The 18943-nt window shown below is 68.5% G+C and carries 14 protein-coding genes; 7 read left to right on the top strand and 7 right to left on the bottom strand.

The window, feature by feature from the left end:
- Positions 1-106: 106 nt before the first annotated feature.
- Positions 107-1105 carry an ATP-grasp domain-containing protein gene (locus RCH12_RS17800; RefSeq protein ID WP_327017781.1) on the bottom strand — a complete coding sequence of 333 codons (999 nt, stop codon included), beginning with the start codon at positions 1103-1105 and terminating at the stop codon, positions 107-109.
- Positions 1106-1231: 126 nt separating this feature from the next.
- Here RCH12_RS17800 and RCH12_RS17795 point away from each other — a divergent pair, with 126 nt between their 5' ends.
- Positions 1232-2407 (top strand): MalY/PatB family protein, encoded by a 1176-nt coding sequence (locus RCH12_RS17795; RefSeq protein WP_327017780.1) that lies wholly within the window; start codon positions 1232-1234, stop codon positions 2405-2407.
- Positions 2404-3723 (top strand): O-acetylhomoserine aminocarboxypropyltransferase/cysteine synthase family protein, encoded by a 1320-nt coding sequence (locus RCH12_RS17790; protein ID WP_327017779.1) that lies wholly within the window; start codon positions 2404-2406, stop codon positions 3721-3723. Before RCH12_RS17795 ends, RCH12_RS17790 begins: the two co-directional genes overlap by 4 nt.
- Here the strand turns inward: RCH12_RS17790 and RCH12_RS17785 are convergent.
- The 5 genes from RCH12_RS17785 to RCH12_RS17765 form a co-directional block, all read right to left on the bottom strand.
- The gene (locus tag RCH12_RS17785; protein WP_327017778.1) at positions 3716-5344 is read right to left on the bottom strand and encodes a HAMP domain-containing sensor histidine kinase; all 1629 of its coding nucleotides are present in this window, start codon (positions 5342-5344) and stop codon (positions 3716-3718) included. The genes RCH12_RS17790 and RCH12_RS17785 overlap by 8 nt on opposite strands.
- A gap of 115 nt (positions 5345-5459) precedes the next feature.
- On the bottom strand, positions 5460-7622 hold the full coding sequence (locus RCH12_RS17780; protein WP_103430779.1) for an ATP-dependent Clp protease ATP-binding subunit: 2163 nt from the start codon (positions 7620-7622) through the stop codon (positions 5460-5462).
- Between the two features lie 67 nt (positions 7623-7689).
- Complete coding sequence (locus RCH12_RS17775) at positions 7690-8355, bottom strand: alpha/beta hydrolase (protein WP_327017777.1); 666 nt, start codon at positions 8353-8355, stop codon at positions 7690-7692.
- Positions 8352-9266 carry a VOC family protein gene (locus RCH12_RS17770; RefSeq protein ID WP_327017776.1) on the bottom strand — a complete coding sequence of 305 codons (915 nt, stop codon included), beginning with the start codon at positions 9264-9266 and terminating at the stop codon, positions 8352-8354. The genes RCH12_RS17775 and RCH12_RS17770 overlap by 4 nt, the downstream gene beginning before the upstream one ends.
- Positions 9267-9399: 133 nt before the next feature.
- Positions 9400-10779, bottom strand: a complete 1380-nt coding sequence (locus tag RCH12_RS17765) for an LLM class flavin-dependent oxidoreductase (protein ID WP_327017775.1) — start codon at positions 10777-10779, stop codon at positions 9400-9402.
- 295 nt (positions 10780-11074) lie between these two features.
- Between RCH12_RS17765 and RCH12_RS17760 the strand changes: the two genes are divergently transcribed.
- From RCH12_RS17760 to RCH12_RS17740, 5 genes are read left to right on the top strand one after another with little or no spacing between them, the layout of a single operon-like run.
- Positions 11075-12505: an aminobutyraldehyde dehydrogenase gene (locus tag RCH12_RS17760; protein WP_327017774.1), complete on the top strand. Its 1431-nt coding sequence runs from the start codon at positions 11075-11077 to the stop codon at positions 12503-12505.
- Positions 12502-14535, top strand: coding sequence for a primary-amine oxidase (locus RCH12_RS17755; protein WP_327017773.1), 2034 nt, complete (start codon positions 12502-12504; stop codon positions 14533-14535). The genes RCH12_RS17760 and RCH12_RS17755 overlap by 4 nt, the downstream gene beginning before the upstream one ends.
- Positions 14532-15407 carry a universal stress protein gene (locus RCH12_RS17750; protein WP_243399105.1) on the top strand — a complete coding sequence of 292 codons (876 nt, stop codon included), beginning with the start codon at positions 14532-14534 and terminating at the stop codon, positions 15405-15407. Before RCH12_RS17755 ends, RCH12_RS17750 begins: the two co-directional genes overlap by 4 nt.
- A gap of 54 nt (positions 15408-15461) precedes the next feature.
- Complete coding sequence (locus tag RCH12_RS17745) at positions 15462-17012, top strand: APC family permease (RefSeq protein WP_327017772.1); 1551 nt, start codon at positions 15462-15464, stop codon at positions 17010-17012.
- Between the two features lie 48 nt (positions 17013-17060).
- A complete protein-coding gene (locus RCH12_RS17740) occupies positions 17061-17423 on the top strand; it encodes a hypothetical protein (protein ID WP_327017771.1) in 363 nt (120 codons plus the stop codon).
- A gap of 110 nt (positions 17424-17533) precedes the next feature.
- Here the strand turns inward: RCH12_RS17740 and RCH12_RS17735 are convergent.
- Positions 17534-18943: YncE family protein (locus RCH12_RS17735; RefSeq protein WP_442784590.1), on the bottom strand; the 1410-nt coding region annotated here is incomplete at its 5' end.

The following is an 18943-nucleotide window of genomic DNA, read 5'->3' as shown; positions in this document are numbered from 1 at the left end:
GACGCATCGAGACAAAGACAGCCAAGGCGTCGGACAAGCTCTGAGTCAGACCAACCCGACCCCACATCCATCATCACTGACAAGCTCGACCGACGACGGGGGCAGGTTAGGGCCGGGCCCCGACCTGTGGGTAGGACGCGGCGAGCACCCCGGCCAGGTAGGCCACGATCGCGCCGGGGCCGCTTCTCGGCGCGACGGCCTCGATCTCTGCGTTGTAGTTGGTGTTGGTGTTCACGTCGTAGGTCACCACCCGGCCGTCGGCGGTTTCGATGAACTCGATCCCGGCGATCTCGATGCCCTCTGTGCGCAGGAAGTCCCGGTACCGGTCGACGATCGGGTGCTCGAACCCCTCCCGCAGCGCGAAGATCTGCTGCCCGGCCTCCGGCATGATGGTGGCCCCTGGCGGCAACAACAGCGCACCGGTGGTCGGGTCGATGGCACAGGCATCCGCGGGGCAGAGCTGGTAGCCGCCGCGGGCGGTGTCGGCGGTGATCGCGTAGATGAACTCGTCGCCCACGATCTCGACCCGGGTGACCTCGGCGTGCGCTGACACCACGAACTCCTGCAGCAGCGAGATGCCGTCCTCGGGTTCCGCGTACTCGCCGGCCGCAATTGCCGCCGCCAATTCGGCGGCGCTGTCGAACTTCTGCACGCCCAGGCCCTTGCCGCCCTGGTTGTGCTTGGTGATGAACGGAGTGGGGAAGTCCGCTGCCGCTTCGGCGAGCCGGTGCGTGCCGACGACCACGCGGGTGCGCGGCACGTCGAAGCCCTGCGCGCGCAGCCGGGTGAGCTGATCGACCTTGCTCACCTCGAGTTCGATGGTGCGGCGGCCGTTCACGGTGCGGGCGCCGTACGCCTCCAGCCAGTTCAGCACGCTGCGGGTGTAGTCCTTCGACAGGCCGTGCCCGCGGGTGTGCGCCGACGCGCTGATCCGCGACCAGAAGATGCCGGCCGGCGGCGCCTCGTCGAGGTCGAGCACACCGTCGACGAGCAGCCATTCCCGGTACGGCACCCCGGCCGCCTCGAACGCGGCCTGGAACGGTCCGAACCAGTCCGGGTTCTCGTGCAGCACGTGGACGACGGGGGTGGCGGGGAGAAGGCTCATGGGACGAGCCTTCCACGTCACGACGGTCCCCGCACGCTGACACATGGCGTAAAGGTCCCTCCGCACTCCCCGCCCGGTTACTAGGGTCAGAAAACGGCCCATGCACGCTCGATGCGAAAGTACCCGATGACTCCCTCACGTTTCGACGAGATCACTCGTGACGAGCTCAGCCGTGCCAGCAGCCGCAAATGGAGCCTGCACCCGGGCACCATCGGCGCCTGGGTGGCCGAGATGGACTTCGGCACGGCGCCCGCGGTGTCCGCCGCCCTGCACCGAGCCGTCAACGCCGGCGAGCTGGGCTATCTCGCCCCCACCACGACGCGGCTGATGGCCGAGGCCACCGCGGACTGGCTCCGGCAGGATTCCGGCTGGATCGTGCCCCCGGAGAACATCCACCCGGTGTCCGACGTGATGTCGGCCTTCGACGTGACAGTGCGCCGGTTCTCGCCGGATGGCAGCGGCGTCATCGTCCCCACCCCGTCGTACATGCCGTTCCTCAGCTTCACGCCCACCCTGGGCCGGAAGATCTTCGAGGTTCCAGGCCACGCCGTCGACGGTCGCTGGAGTCATGACCTGGCCGGCATCGACGCGGCGTTCCATGCCGGCGCCCGCACCCTCGTGCTCTGCAACCCGCACAATCCCACCGGCGTGGCCCTGACCCTGGCCGAGCTCGAAGCCATCGCCGACGTCGTCGAGCGGCACAACGGCCGGGTCTTCGCCGACGAGATCCACGCGCCGCTCCGCTACGGCAGCACCCCGCACATCCCGTACGCGTCGATCTCCCGCGAGACGGCCCGGCACACCATCACGGCCACCTCGGCCTCCAAGGCCTGGAACCTGCCCGGCCTCAAGACCGCGCAGTTCATCACCTCCAACCCGGCCGACGAAGAGGTCTACCAGGTCTACGGCTTCAGCGTGGTGCACGGTGCGTCGACACCGGGGGTCATCGCCGCCACCGCCGCATACGCCGACGGCAGAGACTGGTTGGCCGAGGTGATCACCTACCTCGACGGCAACCGCACGGCCCTGCGGGACCTGCTCGACGAGCACCTGCCCGAGGTGCGGTACTCGCTGCCGGACGCCACCTACATCGCCTGGCTGGACTGTTCGGCGTTGGGTCTCGAGGGGTCCATCGCCGACTTCTTCCGCACCGAGGCCGGGGTCACGCTCACCGACGGGGCCCTGTGCGGCACCGGGTACGCCAACCACGCCCGCCTGATCTTCGCCATGCCCCGCCCCATTCTCGAGCAGGCGGTGCGGCAGATGGCCGCAGCCGTGCACCGACTGAAAGTGACCCCGTGACCCTCGACGCCCCCACAGACTGTCCGTCCCAGCCCGAGTACGACTGGGAGGGCTACGCCTTCGACACCCGCCAGGTGCACGCCGGCGAGTACGACGACCTCACTAGCGGCGCCCGCATCTCGCCCATCAACATGACCGCGGGGTTCAGGTTCGACTCCTTCACGGATGCCAAGGCCCGCTTCGCCGGCGAGGCCGACGGTCTCATCTACTCCCGGCAGCGCAACCCGTCCGGCGGGGTCGCGGAGCGAAGGATCGCCTCCCTCGAGGGCGGCACCGAGGCCATTGTGGTGGCCTCCGGCCAGGCCGCGATCACCGCGGCACTGCTGTCGATCGCGCAGTCAGGTGATCACATCGTCTCCACGGCGAGCATCTACAGCGGCACCCGCATCCTCTTCGGGCGCAGCTTCGCCCGGTTCGGGGTCACGGTCGACTATGTCTGGGACGAATTCGACGACGACGAGTGGGACCGGGTCATCCGGCCCAACACCAAGGCCATCTTCAGCGAGACCATCCCCAACCCGAAGAACGACATCGTCGACATCGGCCGGGTCGCCGCGGTCGCACACCGGCACGGCATCCCGTTCGTGGTCGACAACACGATAGCGTCGCCGTTCCTGATCCGGCCGTTCGAGCACGGCGCAGACATCGTCGTGCACTCCTCGACCAAGTTCCTCAGCGGCCACGGCGCGGCGATCTCCGGCACCATCGTCGACGGCGGCAGGTTCGACTGGGCCGCCACCGACCGGGAGTACCCGCTGATCACGCAGTCGGCGGCGGGCCTGCCGTCCATCGCCGAGAAGTTCGGGCGCACGGCCTATGCGCGGGCAACCCGCGAAGCCGTCGTCAACGACATCGGCCCGGCGCTGAGCCCGTTCAACTCGTTCCTGCTGCACCAGGGCATCGAGACGCTGTCGCTGCGGATGGAACGGCACCTGTCGAATTCGCTGGCCATCGCGGCCTGGCTGGCCGAGCATCCGGGTGTGCACAGCGTCGACTACGCCGGCCTGCCCGACAATCCGGCTTTCGACCTCGCCCAGCGGCTCTACGGCGGCCGGAGCGGCTCGGTGTTCTCGTTCACCGTGCGGGGCGGCGAAGCCGGGGCGGGCCGGTTCCTCGACCGGCTGCGGGTGATCAGCCACATGACCAACATCGGCGACACCCGGTCGATGGCGTTGCACCCCGCCACGTCGACGCACGCCTCGTTCAGTCAGGAGTTGCGGGAGCGCCTGGGCATCGGCCCCGGCCTGATCCGCCTCTCGGTGGGTATCGAAGCCGTGGCCGACCTCATCGCCGACCTGGACCGCGCGCTCAGCTGACCAGCGGCAGGCGCACCGTGAAGGTGCTGCCCTCGCCGAGCACACTGGAGACCTGCACGGTGCCCTGGTGGGCGTGCACCACGGCCCGGACGATCGCCAGGCCCAGGCCCATGCCGGGGATGGCCAGTTCGGTGGAGTTGCGGGCCCGGAAGAACCTGTCGAACACCTGTCGCTGATCCTCGGCGCTGAGGCCGATGCCGTCATCGGCGACCCGCACCACCGCATGCGTGCCGTCGTGGTCGACGCTGAGCGAGACCGAGCCCCCCGGCCGGGAGAACTTGATGGCGTTGGCGAGCAGGTTGTCGATGGCCTGCTCGATCGCCAGCGGGTCCACCCTGGCGATCACCGCGGCGTCGTCGTGGGCGCTGATGGTGATGCCGGCGCTCTGCGCGCGCTGCCGGGCGGTGCCCAGGCTGGAGCGCAGGATCCCGCCGAGGTCGCAGTCGACCCGGTGAATCGGCGGCTGGCCTTCGGTGGCGCTGAGCAGTTGCGCGATCACCGAGAGCAGCCGCTCGGCGTTGCGCTCGATCACGCTGACCTCCATGGTGATGCCGAGCTTCTCGGCGTCGATCAGGCCCAGGTAGCCGATGATCGAGGTCAGCGGGGTGCGCAGCTCGTGCGACACCGTGGCGAGAAAGCCGTCACGCACGGCGATCGCCTCCACCAGCGGGGTCACGTCGGTGGCCACCACGACGGTGCCGAGCGGATACCCTGACTCACGTTCGACCACACCGGAGGACGCGATGATGGCGCTCTGGTCGTCGTCACCGCCGACCCAGTACACCCGGCCGGCGACGAGGTCGCCGCGCATGGCCCTGGCGGCGATCTGGTCGTCGAGGGCGACCAGGGTGGTGCGGTCCACGTCGAAGACCAGCGACGCATCCCGGCCGTAGGAGCCGGTGGCCGAGTCGGTGCGCAGGGCGAGGGCCCGGGCGGCGGCGTTGCTCAGGATCACCTCGCCCTGCGGGTTGTAGAGCTCGATGCCGGCATCCACGGTCTCCATCACCGCTTCGAAGGTGGCCTGCCGGTCGGTTGCCTCGAGCAGGGCTGTGCGCAGCTCGCCGGACACCGTCACGAGCTCGCGTTGCTGAGCCCGCAGCGCGTTGGCGGCGATGCGGGCGGCGACGGCGATGAACGCGGTGATGATGGGCAGGAGCAGCACCGCTCCCCAGCCGACGGCGTCGGTGGGAAAACCACCGGCCTGCACCAACGGAAGGCCGCTCACGAACACCGCCCCGACCAGGGCCAGGCCCAGCGCCCACCAGGCGAAGCCGTAAGCCAGCCAGAGCACGGGCAACACTACGAGCATCCCCACGGCGGGGAAGGTGTCGCGCACCCCGTCACGGAGGAACGCGACCACGACGACGTCGAGCAACGGAACGATGACCAGCCACTCGTGCCCGAACCGCGGCCAGGGCACCAACAGGCCCAGCAGGGTGGCGACGACGGCCAAGCCCAGGCCCACCTGGAAACCCGTTTCGAGAAGGGCCTCCGGCCGGCCGGCCAGCACGAAGCCCAGGAGAACCGCCACACCGGCCAGAAACGGCGCCTGCGCCAAGGGGAACTCGCGGATACTCGGCGGCCGATCCATCGGCACGAGACCACCCATTGTCTGCGTCACTCGGCGATCCTCACGTTCGCGAGGCGTCTTAGGCTCAGTTGCCAGCCCTCCCCTGAATTCAAGCAGGTCGACAGGCTGAATTAGCCGTGTTCGGGGACCAATTCTGCGCGGGTTTTCAGGCGTGCCCGATCGGGGCGACGGCCACGGTCAGCGAGTCGCCGTCCTCGGCGAGGTCGACCAGAACCGTCTCACCGTCGCGGATGCTGCCGTTCAGCAGCGCCGTGGCCAGCCTGTCGTCGATCTCGGTCTGCATCAGCCGCCGCAACGGCCGGGCCCCGTAGATCGGGTCGTAGCCGCGTTCGGCCAGCCAGGAGCGGGCATCCGGGGTCACGGCCAGCTCGAGCCGGCGTTCGCTCAGGCGGCGCTGCAGCCTGTCGACGTAGAGTTCCACGATCTGGGCGAGGTCGTCGGTGGAGAGCGACGAGAACACCACGATGTCGTCGAGCCGGTTCACGAACTCGGGCTTGAAGGCCTGCCGCACCATCTGCTGCACGGCCTCCTCCTTCTCCGAGGTGCTGAGGCTGGGGTCGACGAGGTACTGCGAACCGAGGTTGGAGGTGAGCACCAGGATCGTGTTGCGGAAGTCGACGGTACGGCCCTGGCCGTCCGTGAGTCGGCCGTCGTCGAGCACCTGCAGCAGCACGTCGAACACTTCGGGGTGCGCCTTCTCCACCTCGTCGAAGAGGATCACCGAATAGGGCCGGCGCCGCACGGCTTCGGTGAGCTGGCCGCCCTGTTCGTACCCGATGTACCCGGGAGGGGCGCCGACCAGTCGGGAGACGGAGAACTTCTCGCCGTACTCGCTCATATCGATGCGCACCATGGCTTTCTCGTCATCGAAGAGGAACTCGGCGAGCGCCTTGGCCAGCTCGGTCTTGCCCACGCCGGTGGGGCCGAGGAACAGGAACGAGCCGGTGGGCCGGTCGGGGTCGGAGATGCCGGCGCGTGACCGGCGCACCGCATCGGCCACGGCCCGCACGGCCCGCTTCTGGCCGATCAGCCGGTGGCCGAGTTCACCCTCGAGGTTCAGCAGCTTGTCGGTCTCGCCCTGCAGCAACCGGCCCACCGGGATTCCGGTCCAGGCGGCGACCACCGCGGCGATGTCCTCCGCCGTCACCTGGTCGCCGACCATCCGGGCGCCCTCCTGCTCGGTCTGCTCGGCCTCGGCGAGCTCACGCTGGATCACCGGGATGTCGCCGTAGAGCAGCCGGGACGCCTTCTCCAGGTTGCCGGCGCGTTCGGCCACCTCGGCCTGGCTACGAGCGTCGTCGAGGCGCTTCCTCAGGTCACCGATGCGGTTGAGCGAGGACCGCTCCTGATCCCAGCGGGCCTGCAAGTCGCCGAGCCTGACCTTGCGTTCGGCGAGGTCCTCGCGCAGCTTCTCCAGACGCGCCTTGGAAGCGTCGTCCTTCTCCTTCTTCAGCGCCAGCTCTTCAAGTTCGAGCCGTTGCACGCTGCGGCGCAGCTCATCGATCTCCACCGGGGCGGAGTCGATTTCCATCCGCAGCCGGCTGGCGGCCTCGTCGATCAGGTCGATGGCCTTGTCCGGCAGCTGCCGGGCGGTGATGTACCGGTTCGAGAGGGATGCCGCGGCGACGAGCGCGGCATCCGCGATCGAGACCTTGTGGTGCGCCTCGTAACGCTCCTTGAGCCCGCGGAGAATGGCGACGGTGTCCTCGACGCTCGGTTCGTCCACCATCACCGGCTGGAACCGGCGCTCGAGCGCGGCATCCTTTTCGATGAACTCGCGGTACTCGTTCAGGGTGGTGGCGCCGATCAGGCGCAGTTCACCACGGGCCAGCATGGGCTTGAGCATGTTCGATGCCGCCACCGAGCCCTCGCCACCGCCGGCGCCCATGAGGGTGTGCAGCTCGTCGACGAAGGTGATGATCTGGCCGTCGGCGTCGTTGATCTCCTTGAGCACGGCCTTCAGGCGTTCCTCGAACTCGCCGCGGTACTTGGCGCCGGCCACCAGCGCGGCCAGGTCGAGCGACACCAGCTGCTTGTCCTTGAGCGAGTCGGCCACGTCACCGGCGACGATGCGCTGGGCCAGGCCTTCCACCACGGCGGTCTTGCCAACGCCGGGCTCGCCGATCAGCACTGGATTGTTCTTGGTGCGCCTGGTGAGCACCTGGCTCACCCGGCGGATCTCGGCGTCACGGCCGATCACGGGGTCGAGCTTGCCGCTGCGGGCAATGTCGGTGAGGTTCACGCCGTACTGTTCCAGCGCGGTCTTCTGCTTCTCGTCGGTGCCCGGGGCGCCCTGCATATTGGCCATCAAAAATCATCCTTCGCGAATACTTGAGTGGACTCGGCTCAAGTTTAGACTGGAGGTGGCGGATGCGCTACCGGGGCGCCGACTTCGTGGGGGCCGGCTTTCGGGCCGCCTGCAGAGCGAGGAAGTCGCGCACGTCGCCGGCCTCGGTGGCGTCGATGCCGTGGGCGAGGCCCGGGTAGACGCGTTCGACCAGGGTGGAGTGCTGCGGCAGGTAGGCGCTGGTGCGCGTGATCGCGGCCTCACCGATGACCCGGTCCTCGGCCCCGCGACCCCAGAAGACGGCCGGGCGGGTCTCGGCGAGGGTCGCGTCGCCGGGCTGCTCTGCAGCCAGGACGAAGCCACCGAGCACGACGGGGGCGAGCACCCGCTCGGGCCGGGTACGCAGTAGCTGGCTGGCCATCAGGCCGCCCTGCGAGAACCCGATCGGGATCACCCGGGTGCCGGGAGCCAGGTTCGCATCGACCCAGGCCCAGATCGTCTCGGTGGCCTCGGCGACAGGCCGGGCGTCGGGGTTTCCGGGCGTGGTGATCGGGAACCAGGCCGCGCCGCCGGTGCCGAGTTCGAGCGGCGCGCGCAGTGACGCCCACGGCAGGGCGAGCCCGAACGCCGGGATCAGGCCGGTCAGGTCGTGTTCGTTCGAACCGTAGCCGTGCAGGAGCAGCGCGACCGCGGGTTCGGTGGTGCCGTCGGCCGGCCAGGCGGACGAGCGCACATCCCGCAGCTGCGGGGTCATCGGGCGATCAGCTCGTCGGTGCTGAGGTCGGGGAGCGCCACGGTGACCTGGGTGCCCCACGGGTCGGCGACCGTCACGGAGCGGCCGTCTCCGGCGAACGGGATCGACCGGGCGGTGAGGCGGGCGGTGAGAGACTGCAGGTCAGCGACGGTGGGCACCGTCACGGCCACGTCACCGAGGCCGAGGCTCGCCGCGCGGGGGCCGGAGCCACGGCTGTTCCAGGTGTTCATGGCGATGTGGTGGTGGTAGCCACCCGCGGAGGCGAAGAGCGCGCCCGGGTAACTGCCCTGGGTGGCCTCGAAGCCGAGCGCGTCGACGTAGAACGCCCGCGCCGTCTGGATGTCACCGACCTGCAGGTGCACGTGCCCGACCGCACCGGGCAGGGCGGGACCGGCATCGAGGATCGCCTGGTCGAGGTGACCTTGCAGGTAGGCGTTGGGGTCGAGGTACTCGGTGGCCATCCGGATCTGTTCGCCGTCGTGGATCCAGGTGCTGCGGTCCCGGTCGGTGTAGAGCTCGACGCCGTTGCCCTCCGGGTCGGTGAAGTAGAACGCCTCGCTCACGAGGTGGTCGCTGGAGCCGATGAAGATGCTGCGCGGGTCCTGCGCGGCGCGGTAGACCGTCGCCGCGAGGCTGCCGGGTGTCTCGAAGAGGAACGCGGTGTGGAACAGGCCGGCCTGGCGCGGGTCGACGCCGGGCAGGTCCGGGGTGTGGATGAGCCGCACCAGCGGCGTCGTTCCCCGGCCGAGCACGCGGTGCACCTCACGATTGCGGCTGCGCTCCTCGAGGGGTTCCATCGCGAAGGCCCGGGAGTAGTAGTCAGACATGGTCTCGAGGTCACCGACCCGCAGGGTCACCGCGCCCATTGACGTGTCGGCGTTGAGGATCTGCTCGCGTGCTGTGTCGCTCATGGTTGGCTCCCGGTCTCGCTACGAAATGCTTGTAGCTACAACTATACTGCACATTCCTCCACGAGTTGCCCTGGAGCGGCCAAGTTGCCCGGCTACACCGGGGCAACTCGTCCGCAGAGGGGCAGCTCGGCGGTCAGGCGACGGGCACGCCGACGCGGAAGTTCGCGCCGTGGTGCTCGTCGGGCAGGCGGTCGCCACGGCCGTGCAGCTTCTGCCGCAGGGTGCCCTCGGTGTACTCGGTGGGGTAGACGCCCCGCTTCTGCAGCTCCGGCACCACCCAGGTGACCACGTCTTCGAAGGTGCCCGGCGTGATGGCGTAGGCGAGGTTGAACCCGTCCACGTCGGTCTCGGCCGCCCACTCCTCGAGCTGGTCGGCGATCTCGACGCCGGAGCCCACGATGAACGGGCCGAGGCCGCCGATGGCGCCGGCCCGGGCGATGTCGCCGACGGTCCATTCGGAACCGTCGTGGTTCGCTGCCTGGAAGTTGGCGACCGTGGACTGGATGGCGTTGCTCTTGACGTTGCCGATCGGCTCGTCGAGCGCATAGCCGGACAGGTCGACGCCCATCCAGCCCGACATGAAGACCAGGGCACCCTCCTCGCTGGCGTAGCTGAGGTAGTCGAGGTACTTGGCTTGAGCCTTCTCGCTCGTCTCGTCGGTGATGATCGTGAGCAGCGTGTAGATCTTGGCCGAGTACCTGTCCCGGCCGGCCGCCTCGAGGGCATCGCGGATCTTGGTGACGGTGCCCGTGAGAACGGCCTTGGTGGACGCGGCCACGAAGATCGCCTCGGCGTTGCCGGCAGCGAACGCGATGCCGCGGCTGGAGGCACCGGCCTGGTAGATCACGGGTGAGCGCTGCGGGCTCGGCTCGGAAAGGTGGATGCCCGGCACCTGGAAGTGCGTGCCGGAGTGATTGATGGAGTGCACCTTGCTCGGGTCGGTGAAGACACCGGTCTCGGTGTCGCGCACCACGGCGTCGTCCTCCCAGGACCCCTCCCACAGCTTGTACAACACCTCGAGGTACTCGTCGGCGTAGTCGTAGCGGTCGTCGTGCTCGAGCTGGTCTTCGTTGCCCATGTTGCGTGCGGCGGAGGGCAGGTAGCCGGTGACCACGTTCCAGCCGACCCGGCCCTTGGTGAGGTGGTCGAGCGTGGACATGCGGCGCGCAAAGGGGTACGGGTGCTCGTAGGCGGTGCCGGCGGTGACACCGAATCCGAGGTGCTCCGTGACATATGCCATTGCGGGAATGACCAGGAGCGGGTCGGCGACGGGGATCTGCGCCCCATTGCGGATCGCCGCCTCGTTGGTGCCGCCGTAGACGTCGTAGGTGCCGAGGACGTCGGCGAGGAAGATGCCGTCGAAGCGGCCCTTCTCGAGCAGCTTGGCAAGCTCGGTCCAGTAGCCGAGGTCAGTGTAGCTCTGCGACCTGTCGTCGGGGTGGCGCCACAGGCCGGAGGACTGGTGGGCGACGCAGTTCATGTCGAAGGCATTGAAGCGAATCTGTCTGGGCATGGATCAATGCTCACCTCTTCGCGGCCCGATCACATCCCTGCACGAAACACGACGTCACAGTGGGATGCGGCGCAGCATCTTCGAGCCGCCCACACCGGGCGATCCGTGCGTGCAAGATCCTGCACCCGCGCGCACGGTCGAGAAGACCGGCGCGGCGGCCGGCTCCGAACGAATGGGGGTGCCTTTTCTCCCGGCCAGGTGCCATACTGGCCCGGCAACGCCCTGGCAATGCCCCGAGAAGGCCAACGCCACCGGGGGCCGCGCACCGCATGACCACTCATCGAAGAGGAGTCCCGTGAGCACCGCGCTACTGTCCAATTTCATCAATGGCAACTTCGTGACACCGACGGGCTCCGCGCTGCTGGACATCGTGAATCCGACGACCGGGACGATCGTGGCCCGGGCGCCGATCTCCACTGCGGGCGACGTCGACGACGCCATGCGCGCCGCCAAGGCCGCCTTCCCCGGCTGGAGCCGGAAGACCCCGGGCGAACGGCAGTTGGCGCTGCTGCGGCTGGCCGACGCCGTCGAGGCCAACAGCGACGCGATTGTGGAGGCTCAGCACCGCAACACCGGCCAGCCGCGCGCCACCATCGCCGCCGACGAGGTGGCCGCCGGGGCCGACCAGTTGCGTTTCTTCGCCGGCGCCGCCCGACTACTCGAGGGCAAGTCGGCCGGCGAGTACCTCGAGGGCATGACCTCCTGGGTGCGCCGCGAACCGATCGGGGTGGTGGGGCAGGTCACCCCGTGGAACTTCCCCTTCCTCATGGCCATCTGGAAGATCGGTCCGGCCCTGGCCGTGGGCAACACCCTCGTGCTCAAGCCCAGCGACACCACCCCTGAATCCACCCTCGAACTCGCCCGGATCAGCCAGGGCATCCTGCCGGACGGCGTGATGAACATCGTGCTCGGCGATGCCAGCACCGGTGCGTTCATCGTCGAGCATCCGGTGCCCGGCCTGGTCTCGATCACCGGCAGCGTGCGCGCGGGCATGGCCGTGGCGGCCGGCGCCGCGCACACCCTCAAGCGCGCTCACCTGGAGCTCGGCGGCAAGGCGCCCGCCGTGGTGTTCGGTGACGTCGACGTGGCCAAGGTCGCCTCGGCGATCGCCGACTTCTCCTTCTACAACGCCGGCCAGGACTGCACGGCCATTACCCGGGTGCTCGTGCACGAGTCCATCCACGACGAGTTCGTGGGCGCGTTCACGGCCGAGGCCGAGCTGCGCATCACCGGGTCCGCCGATGACGCCGACAACTACTTCGGGCCGCTCAACAACATCCGTCACTTCACCGACGTGGTGGAGAAGGTGGAGGGCCTGCCGGCGCACGCGGTGATCAGCACCGGCGGCCACCGGGTGGGTGAAGAGGGTTTCTTCTTCGAACCCACCGTGGTCACGCAGGTGCGCCAGACGGATGCGATCGTGCAGGACGAGACATTCGGCCCGGTGATCACGGTGCAGAGCTTCGGCACCGAGGAGGAGGCCGTCGCCATGGCCAATGACGTGCGCTACGCGCTGGCCTCGAGCGTCTGGACCCGCGATCATGCCCGGGCCCTGCGGGTCTCCCGCGACCTCGACTTCGGTGCCGTCTGGATCAACACGCACATCCTGCTCACCGCCGAGATGCCGCACGGCGGTTTCAAGTACTCCGGCTACGGCAAGGACCTGTCCATGTACGGCGTCGAGGATTACACCCGCATCAAGCACGTGATGAGCGCACTCGAATGAACTCCCATCCTCTCGACCCCCTGACCGGCCCCGAGTTCACCCAGGCGGCGGCCATACTCGCCCGTGAGCACGGCGTGGGTGCGGGCTGGCGGTTCGCCTCGATCGAACTCGTCGAGCCGGCCAAGGCGGCCATCAATGAATTCGAGGCCACCGGTGTCGCCCCGGAGCGCCGGGCACGTCTGGTGGTGCTGCATCGCGCCCAGAACCACACCTGGGTGGCGGTGGTGTCGCTGGACACCGACGCCCTGCTCGAGTGGGGTCAGGTGGTGGGTGTGCAGGCCAACTTCACCGTCGATGAGTGGGAAGAGGCCGACGCGGCGCTGCGGGCGCATCCGGAGGTCGTGGCCGCACTGGCCAAACGCGGCATCACTGACCTCGAGAACGTCTTCATCGACACCTGGACCTACGGCGACGCCGTGATCCCCGACGTCTACCGCGGCCTGCGCCTGGGCTGGGCCGATGTCTGGGTGCGCAGCGGCGCCGGCGCCAACCCCTACGCGGGACCGGTCAGCGGGCTGCACTTCGTGATCGACGTGAACACCATGAACCTGCTCGAAATCGAGGACACCTTCGCCGTGGACCCGCCGAGCGTGATGGGCGAGTACGTGCCGCACCTGGTCCCGGAGCGCATCCGCACCGCGAGCACGAGGCCGCCGTTGAAGCCGCTGGACATCGTGCAGCCGGAGGGCCCGAGCTTCAGCGTGGACGGCAACCTGGTGCAGTGGCAGAACTGGTCGCTTCGAGTGGGATTCAACTACCGCGAGGGCATGACGCTGCACAGGGTGACCTATACGGATGCAGGCCGCGAGCGCCCGATCGCCAACCGGCTCTCGTTCGCCGAGATGGTGGTGCCGTACCGCGACCCGAGCGTCGACCACTTCCGCCGCACCGCGTTCGACATCGGCGAGTGGGGCCTGGGGTTCATGACCACCTCGCTGGAGCTCGGCTGCGACTGCCTGGGCGAGATCCGCTACCTCGACGCCGTGCTGCACAACAGTGCCGGCGAGCCGTATTCGATCCCCAATGCCTTCTGCATCCACGAGGAAGACAACGCCGTGCTCTGGAAGCACGTCGACCACGACGGCGGCGCGGAGGTGCGCCGGATGCGCCGGCTGGTGGTGTCGTTCCACGTGACCGTGGCCAACTACGAGTACCTCGTCTACTGGCGGTTCTACCAGGACGGCAACATCGAGTGTGAGGTGCGCGCCACCGGCATCATGGTGGTCACCCACCTCGAGCCCGGCCAGCCGCACCCCAACGGCACCCTCGTCGACGAGCGCACCTACGCGCCGTTCCACCAGCACTTCATCGTGGCCCGGATGGACCTCGACATCGACGGCCCGGCCAACACCGTGTACCGCAGCGAGACCCGCATCGAACCGATCGACGCCCAGAACCCGCTCGGGCTGGCACTCACCCAACAGAACACCCCGATCGAGACCGAGGGCTTCGACGACTTCGACTGGAAAACCCAGCGGGCCTGGAAGGTGGTCAACGAGCAGACCCTGAACGGGCTCGGCACCCCGGTGTCGTACAAGCTCGTGCCGGGCGGCGCCATCCCGTCGTTCTTCCACCCCGAAGCCCCGGCCCTCACCCGGGCTCAGGTGATCGGCCACACGGTGTGGGTCACCCCCAACGACGACGCCCAGCGTTGGCCCTGCGGCGAGTTCGTGAACCAGAGCGGCGTCGACCACGGTCTGCCCGAGTGGATCCAGGCCGGCCGGGCCGTACGCGACACCGACGTGGTGCTCTGGTACACCTTCGGCATCCATCACATCACCCGGCCGGAGGAATGGCCGGTGATGCCGGCCGACATCGTGTCGTTCTGGCTGAAGCCGGTGGGCTTCTTCGACCGCAACCCGTCGCTCGACGTGGAACCGAGCGCCGCGCACTGCGCCCCGGACATGGAGCACGGTGGGATGGCCGACCACCGACACGAGCACAGCAGCCATCAGCACAGCAGCCATGAACACAGCACCGACGAACACAGCACGGATGCGCCGGCCACGGAACCAAGGAGAACAGCGTGACGCGAGTACCGAACTACGTGGTGGCGTACGAGGCCACCGCCCAAGGCCGCGAGGCCCTCGAGCTGGGCATCGCGATGGCCAGGATCACCGCGGCCGAACTGCGCATCTGCCTGGTGCTGCAGCGCGTCACCGCGGCCCCGGCGAAGATCCACGCCGCGAGCAGCGACTTCGAGGTTCTCCTGGCCGACCAGGCCACGAAGTGGCTCGAGCAGGCCGCCGGCTGGGTGCCCGCCGATGTCACGGCCACGACCCATCTGCTCTGGGCCGACTCCACCTCCGAGGGCCTGATCCAGGCCAGCGCAGACCTCGATTCCGACCGGATCGTGGTGGGCGCCGCCCGCGGCGGACTGTTCAACAGGTTCACCATCGGCAGCGTCGCCAACGCCCTCTTGCATGCCTCCCCCGTACCCGTTGCCCTCGCCCCACACGGGTACCGCGCGCCGGCCCAGCTCACCCGGATCACCTGCGCCATCGGTACCCGGCCCGGCTGGGAAGCCCTGCTCGACTCGCTGGTGGCATTCTCCGACGGGCTGAGCGTGGACCTGCGCTTCGTGACCCTGGTGGAGGTCGACGCGGCCCGCGAGAAGCAGTCACCGGCCGCCGCCGGCAGCACCGCCCACCTCGACGCCGTGCTCGCCTACTACGAGCGGCACTCGACCAGCCACGGCGTCATCACGACCGAGGTCGGCACCGGCAAGAGCGTCGAAGACGCGGTCGAGGCCCTCGACTGGCGGCCCGACGAGCTCGCGTTCGTCGGCTCAAGCCGGCTGGCCGCGCCGCGCACGATCTTCCTCGGCATCACCGCCCACCGCATGCTGCACGCCCTGCCGGTGCCGCTCGTCGTCGTCCCGACCTCGGCCACCCGCACCTGATCCAACCCGCTCGCTGATTTCGACCCGTAGCTGATCCGACCAAAGGACAGGTTCATGGCACAGTCATCCGCCTCCGGCGCCACGCCGGCCCCCACCTCCACCTCATCCAGCGCCGGCGGGCTGTCCGCCAAGGGCCTGAGTGCCGGCAGCGTTGGCCTCCTCGGCGCCACCGTGATCGGCATCTCCTGCATCGCCCCCGCGTACACTCTCACCGCCTCGCTCGGCCCCACCGTCGCGGCCGTGGGCACCCAGATGCCGGGGATCTTCATGGTCGGCTTCATCCCGATGCTGCTCGTGGCGCTCGGCTACCGCGAACTCAACAACGCCATGCCGGATGCCGGCACCTCGTTCACCTGGGCGACCCGCGCGTTCGGGCCATGGCTGGGCTGGATGGGCGGCTGGGGTCTGATCGTGGCCACGGTGGTGGTGCTGTCCAACCTCGCCGGGGTGGCCGTGGACTTCTTCTACCTGATGCTCGCGCAGCTGTTCGACAACCCCGGCCTGGCCGACCTGGCCGGCAACGTCTGGATCAACATCTTCACCTGTCTGATCTTCATGGTCGGCGCCTGTTACGTCTCCTATCGGGGCATGGAGGCCACCAAAATGGTGCAATACGTGCTCGTCGCGTTCCAGCTGCTCGTGCTGATCTGGTTCAGCGTCGCGGCGCTCATCCACTTCTCCGACGGCACCGCGTTCGACGCCCTCGGCTTCAGCGCCAGCTGGTTCAACCCGTTCCTCACCCCGTCGTTCTCGGCATTCGCCGCCGGGGTGTCGCTGTCGATCTTCATCTACTGGGGCTGGGACGTCACGCTCACCATGAACGAGGAGACCAAGGACCCGTCGCGGACGCCGGGCCGGGCGGCGACCCTCACGGTGGGCATCATCTTCGTGCTGTACATCCTGGTCGCGGTGTCGGCGCTGATGTTCTCCGGTGTCGGCACCGGCGAGCTGGGGCTGGGCAACGAAGACATCCAGGGCAACGTCTTCGCGGCGCTGGCCGGCCCGGTGATGGGCCCGTTCGCGATCCTGATGTCACTGGCCGTGCTGTCCAGTTCGGCGGCCTCGCTGCAGTCCACCTTCGTGGGCCCGGCCCGCACGATGCTCTCGATGGGCCACTACCGGGCGTTCCCCAAGCGGTTCGCCTCGATCAGCCCGCGGTTCAAGTCGCCGGGCTTCGCGACCGTGATCGCCGGTGTGGTGGCCTGGGGGTTCTACGCGGTGATGCGGGTGCTGAGCACCGATGTGCTCACCGACACCATCCTCACCCTGGGCATCATGATCTGCTTCTACTACGGCGTCACGGCGTTCGCCTGCGTCTGGTTCTTCCGCCGCGAGGTGTTCTCCAGCACCCGGGCGTTCCTGCTCAAGCTGCTCGCCCCGCTGCTGGGCGGCAGCATCCTGGCCGTGATCTTCGCCACGACCCTGATCGACAGCACCAATCCCGAGTACGGCAGCGGCTCGGAGATCGGCGGCGTCGGCCTGGTGTTCATCCTCGCGATGGTCCTCTTCCTCACCGGCATTGTCCTGATGCTCATCATGCGCCGGGTCGACCCGGCCTTCTTCCAGGGCAAGACCCTGACCAAGGGCACCTCCCGCGACGCGTGAGTCTTGTCTCGGGATCGGCGCCGTTTCGCCCGTGGTTGACTGTCTGCCATGGGGAAGTGGAGCGGTGACACCTGGCTGGGCTGGGCTCTCGTGCTGTTCTGCCTGTCGCTGGCATCCACATTCATTGCCGGTGTCGCCGGGTTCAATTTTGACCCCGACGATTATCCGAGCTCCTATTACGCCGCTCGGGTTCCCGGCCTTGTCGGGGTCATGGTTGTGTCGCTGGTGATTCCGGCGCTGGCTGCAGCAGCATCCGTCTTGTCTGCGCGTGCCATGCCTCGTGAGGCGCGGCGGACCACGACCGCGACAGTCATCCTGGTTCTGGCGCTGTCATCTGTCTGGTTGTGCTTGGTGCTCGGGATCGACTCGGTGCAGCAGGCCGTCAAATTCTCTGAGCATGCTCCGATGTAGGTGCCGTCAGCTGCTCCCTTACGACGAAGGCCCCGCCACCTGCGCAGCGGGGCCTTCGTTATCCGGGTGCAGCCGCTAGGGACAGCCGCTGGAGCGCTTCCGGCCGGCGGCTACTTCTCCGAACGGTGCAGGGCGATCAGGCCGGTGGGGAACCTGTCGCGAGCTGAGACGTAGACCACGCCCTTCGCCGAGTCCACCGAGACGCCGTAGACCTTGTTGCCGTAGGCGGTGCCCGGATAGTCCTTGATCGTGGTCAGGTCGGTGCTGGAGAGCACCAGCACCCCGCTGGCCTCGAACGCGTCGCTCTGATGGCCCAGGTAGAGACGCTTGGCGATCGGGTCGACCGCGATGCTCCGCAGGTCGGGCGCCGCTGTGGTCAGCACCTCGGCCTCGACCGTGAAGGTGGCCGGGTCATAGACCCGAACCGACGCCGTCGCCCCGGACACATCCGAGTTGCTCAGGTAGATGCGCTCGGCCACCGCGTCCCAGGCGATGCCGTGCGAGCGCCAGTTGGCACCCTCGGTCGTCACCGTCTGGATCAGGGCGCCGGTGGCGGCATCCATCACATCGAACCCGGTGGAGCGGGTGGTGCCGAACACCCGGCCGCCGGCCAGGTCCACGTCCATGCCACGCACATTGCCCGAGAACTTGAACGGACCACGCACCAGGGTGTCATCGCTGAGTTTCACGACGGCCCAGGATGCACCGTAGGCGACGTAGAGCTCGTCCTTCGCCGTGTCGATGGCCACGTCCCGCACACCCTCGTCGGTACCGCCGGGGATCACATGCGTGGCCACCACGGTGTCGGTGACCGGGTCGATCTCCACCACCCGGGCCGGACGCTGCTCGTTGCCCACGAACAGGTGACCGGTGTCGGAATCCACCACCGAGCCGACGGGCTTGGTGTCGAGGTCCGCGTTGGCGGCCGCCGACGGAATCGCGGCCATGGCAACCGCCGTGTAGTCCAGACCGGACGGGATCTCCGGTTCGGTCGGGTCGGTCGGATCCGTCGGATCGGTCGGATCGGTCGGATCGGTCGGGTCCGTCGGGTCGGCGACGCCGACCCGCTGCGACACCGTCACGGCGACCGCCGTGAGTTCGGAGCCGGGCGGGTTGAGCCTGAAGTCGCGGTTGGACACGAAGACCCGCTGGGTCTCCTCGTCGACCGAGATTCCGTAACCGTCCTTGCCGAAGGCCGGGTCGGCCTTGTCGGCCAGGAGTTCACCGGTCTTGGGGTCGTGCACCGAGAACCCACCGGATCCAGCGGCGGTTCCGGTGTAACCCACGTAGAGCAGGCCGTTGGTCGAGTCCGCGTCGAGCTGACGCGGGCTGGCCCTGCTGGTCTTCTCCCAGAGCGACGCGAACGAGTTGTCCACGTCGAACGCCTCGATGTTCACGGCATCCGCGACATCACTGAAATACACCGTGGAGACCAGACCGTTCGCCGGGTCCGCCGCCACATAGTAGGCATCCGCGGTGCCGTTGATCACACCGATCGACTCGCCGGTCACGGCGTCGAG

Source organism: Cryobacterium sp. MP_3.1 (assembly GCF_035984795.1).
Lineage (GTDB): Bacteria > Actinomycetota > Actinomycetes > Actinomycetales > Microbacteriaceae > Cryobacterium > Cryobacterium zongtaii.
This window is presented reverse-complemented; position numbering and strand designations above follow the sequence as displayed.

Bases quoted from the DNA above. Each gene is read 5' to 3' on its own strand.
- RCH12_RS17770 (WP_327017776.1), bottom strand. From the start codon at position 9,266: ATGAGCGACACAGCACGCGAGCAGATCCTCAACGCCGACACGTCAATG.
- RCH12_RS17795 (WP_327017780.1), top strand. From the start codon at position 1,232: ATGACTCCCTCACGTTTCGACGAGATCACTCGTGACGAGCTCAGCCGT.
- RCH12_RS17755 (WP_327017773.1), top strand. From the start codon at position 12,502: ATGAACTCCCATCCTCTCGACCCCCTGACCGGCCCCGAGTTCACCCAG.
- RCH12_RS17800 (WP_327017781.1), bottom strand. From the start codon at position 1,105: ATGAGCCTTCTCCCCGCCACCCCCGTCGTCCACGTGCTGCACGAGAAC.
- RCH12_RS17740 (WP_327017771.1), top strand. From the start codon at position 17,061: ATGGGGAAGTGGAGCGGTGACACCTGGCTGGGCTGGGCTCTCGTGCTG.
- RCH12_RS17775 (WP_327017777.1), bottom strand. From the start codon at position 8,355: ATGACCCCGCAGCTGCGGGATGTGCGCTCGTCCGCCTGGCCGGCCGAC.
- RCH12_RS17745 (WP_327017772.1), top strand. From the start codon at position 15,462: ATGGCACAGTCATCCGCCTCCGGCGCCACGCCGGCCCCCACCTCCACC.
- RCH12_RS17780 (WP_103430779.1), bottom strand. From the start codon at position 7,622: ATGGCCAATATGCAGGGCGCCCCGGGCACCGACGAGAAGCAGAAGACC.
- RCH12_RS17765 (WP_327017775.1), bottom strand. From the start codon at position 10,779: ATGCCCAGACAGATTCGCTTCAATGCCTTCGACATGAACTGCGTCGCC.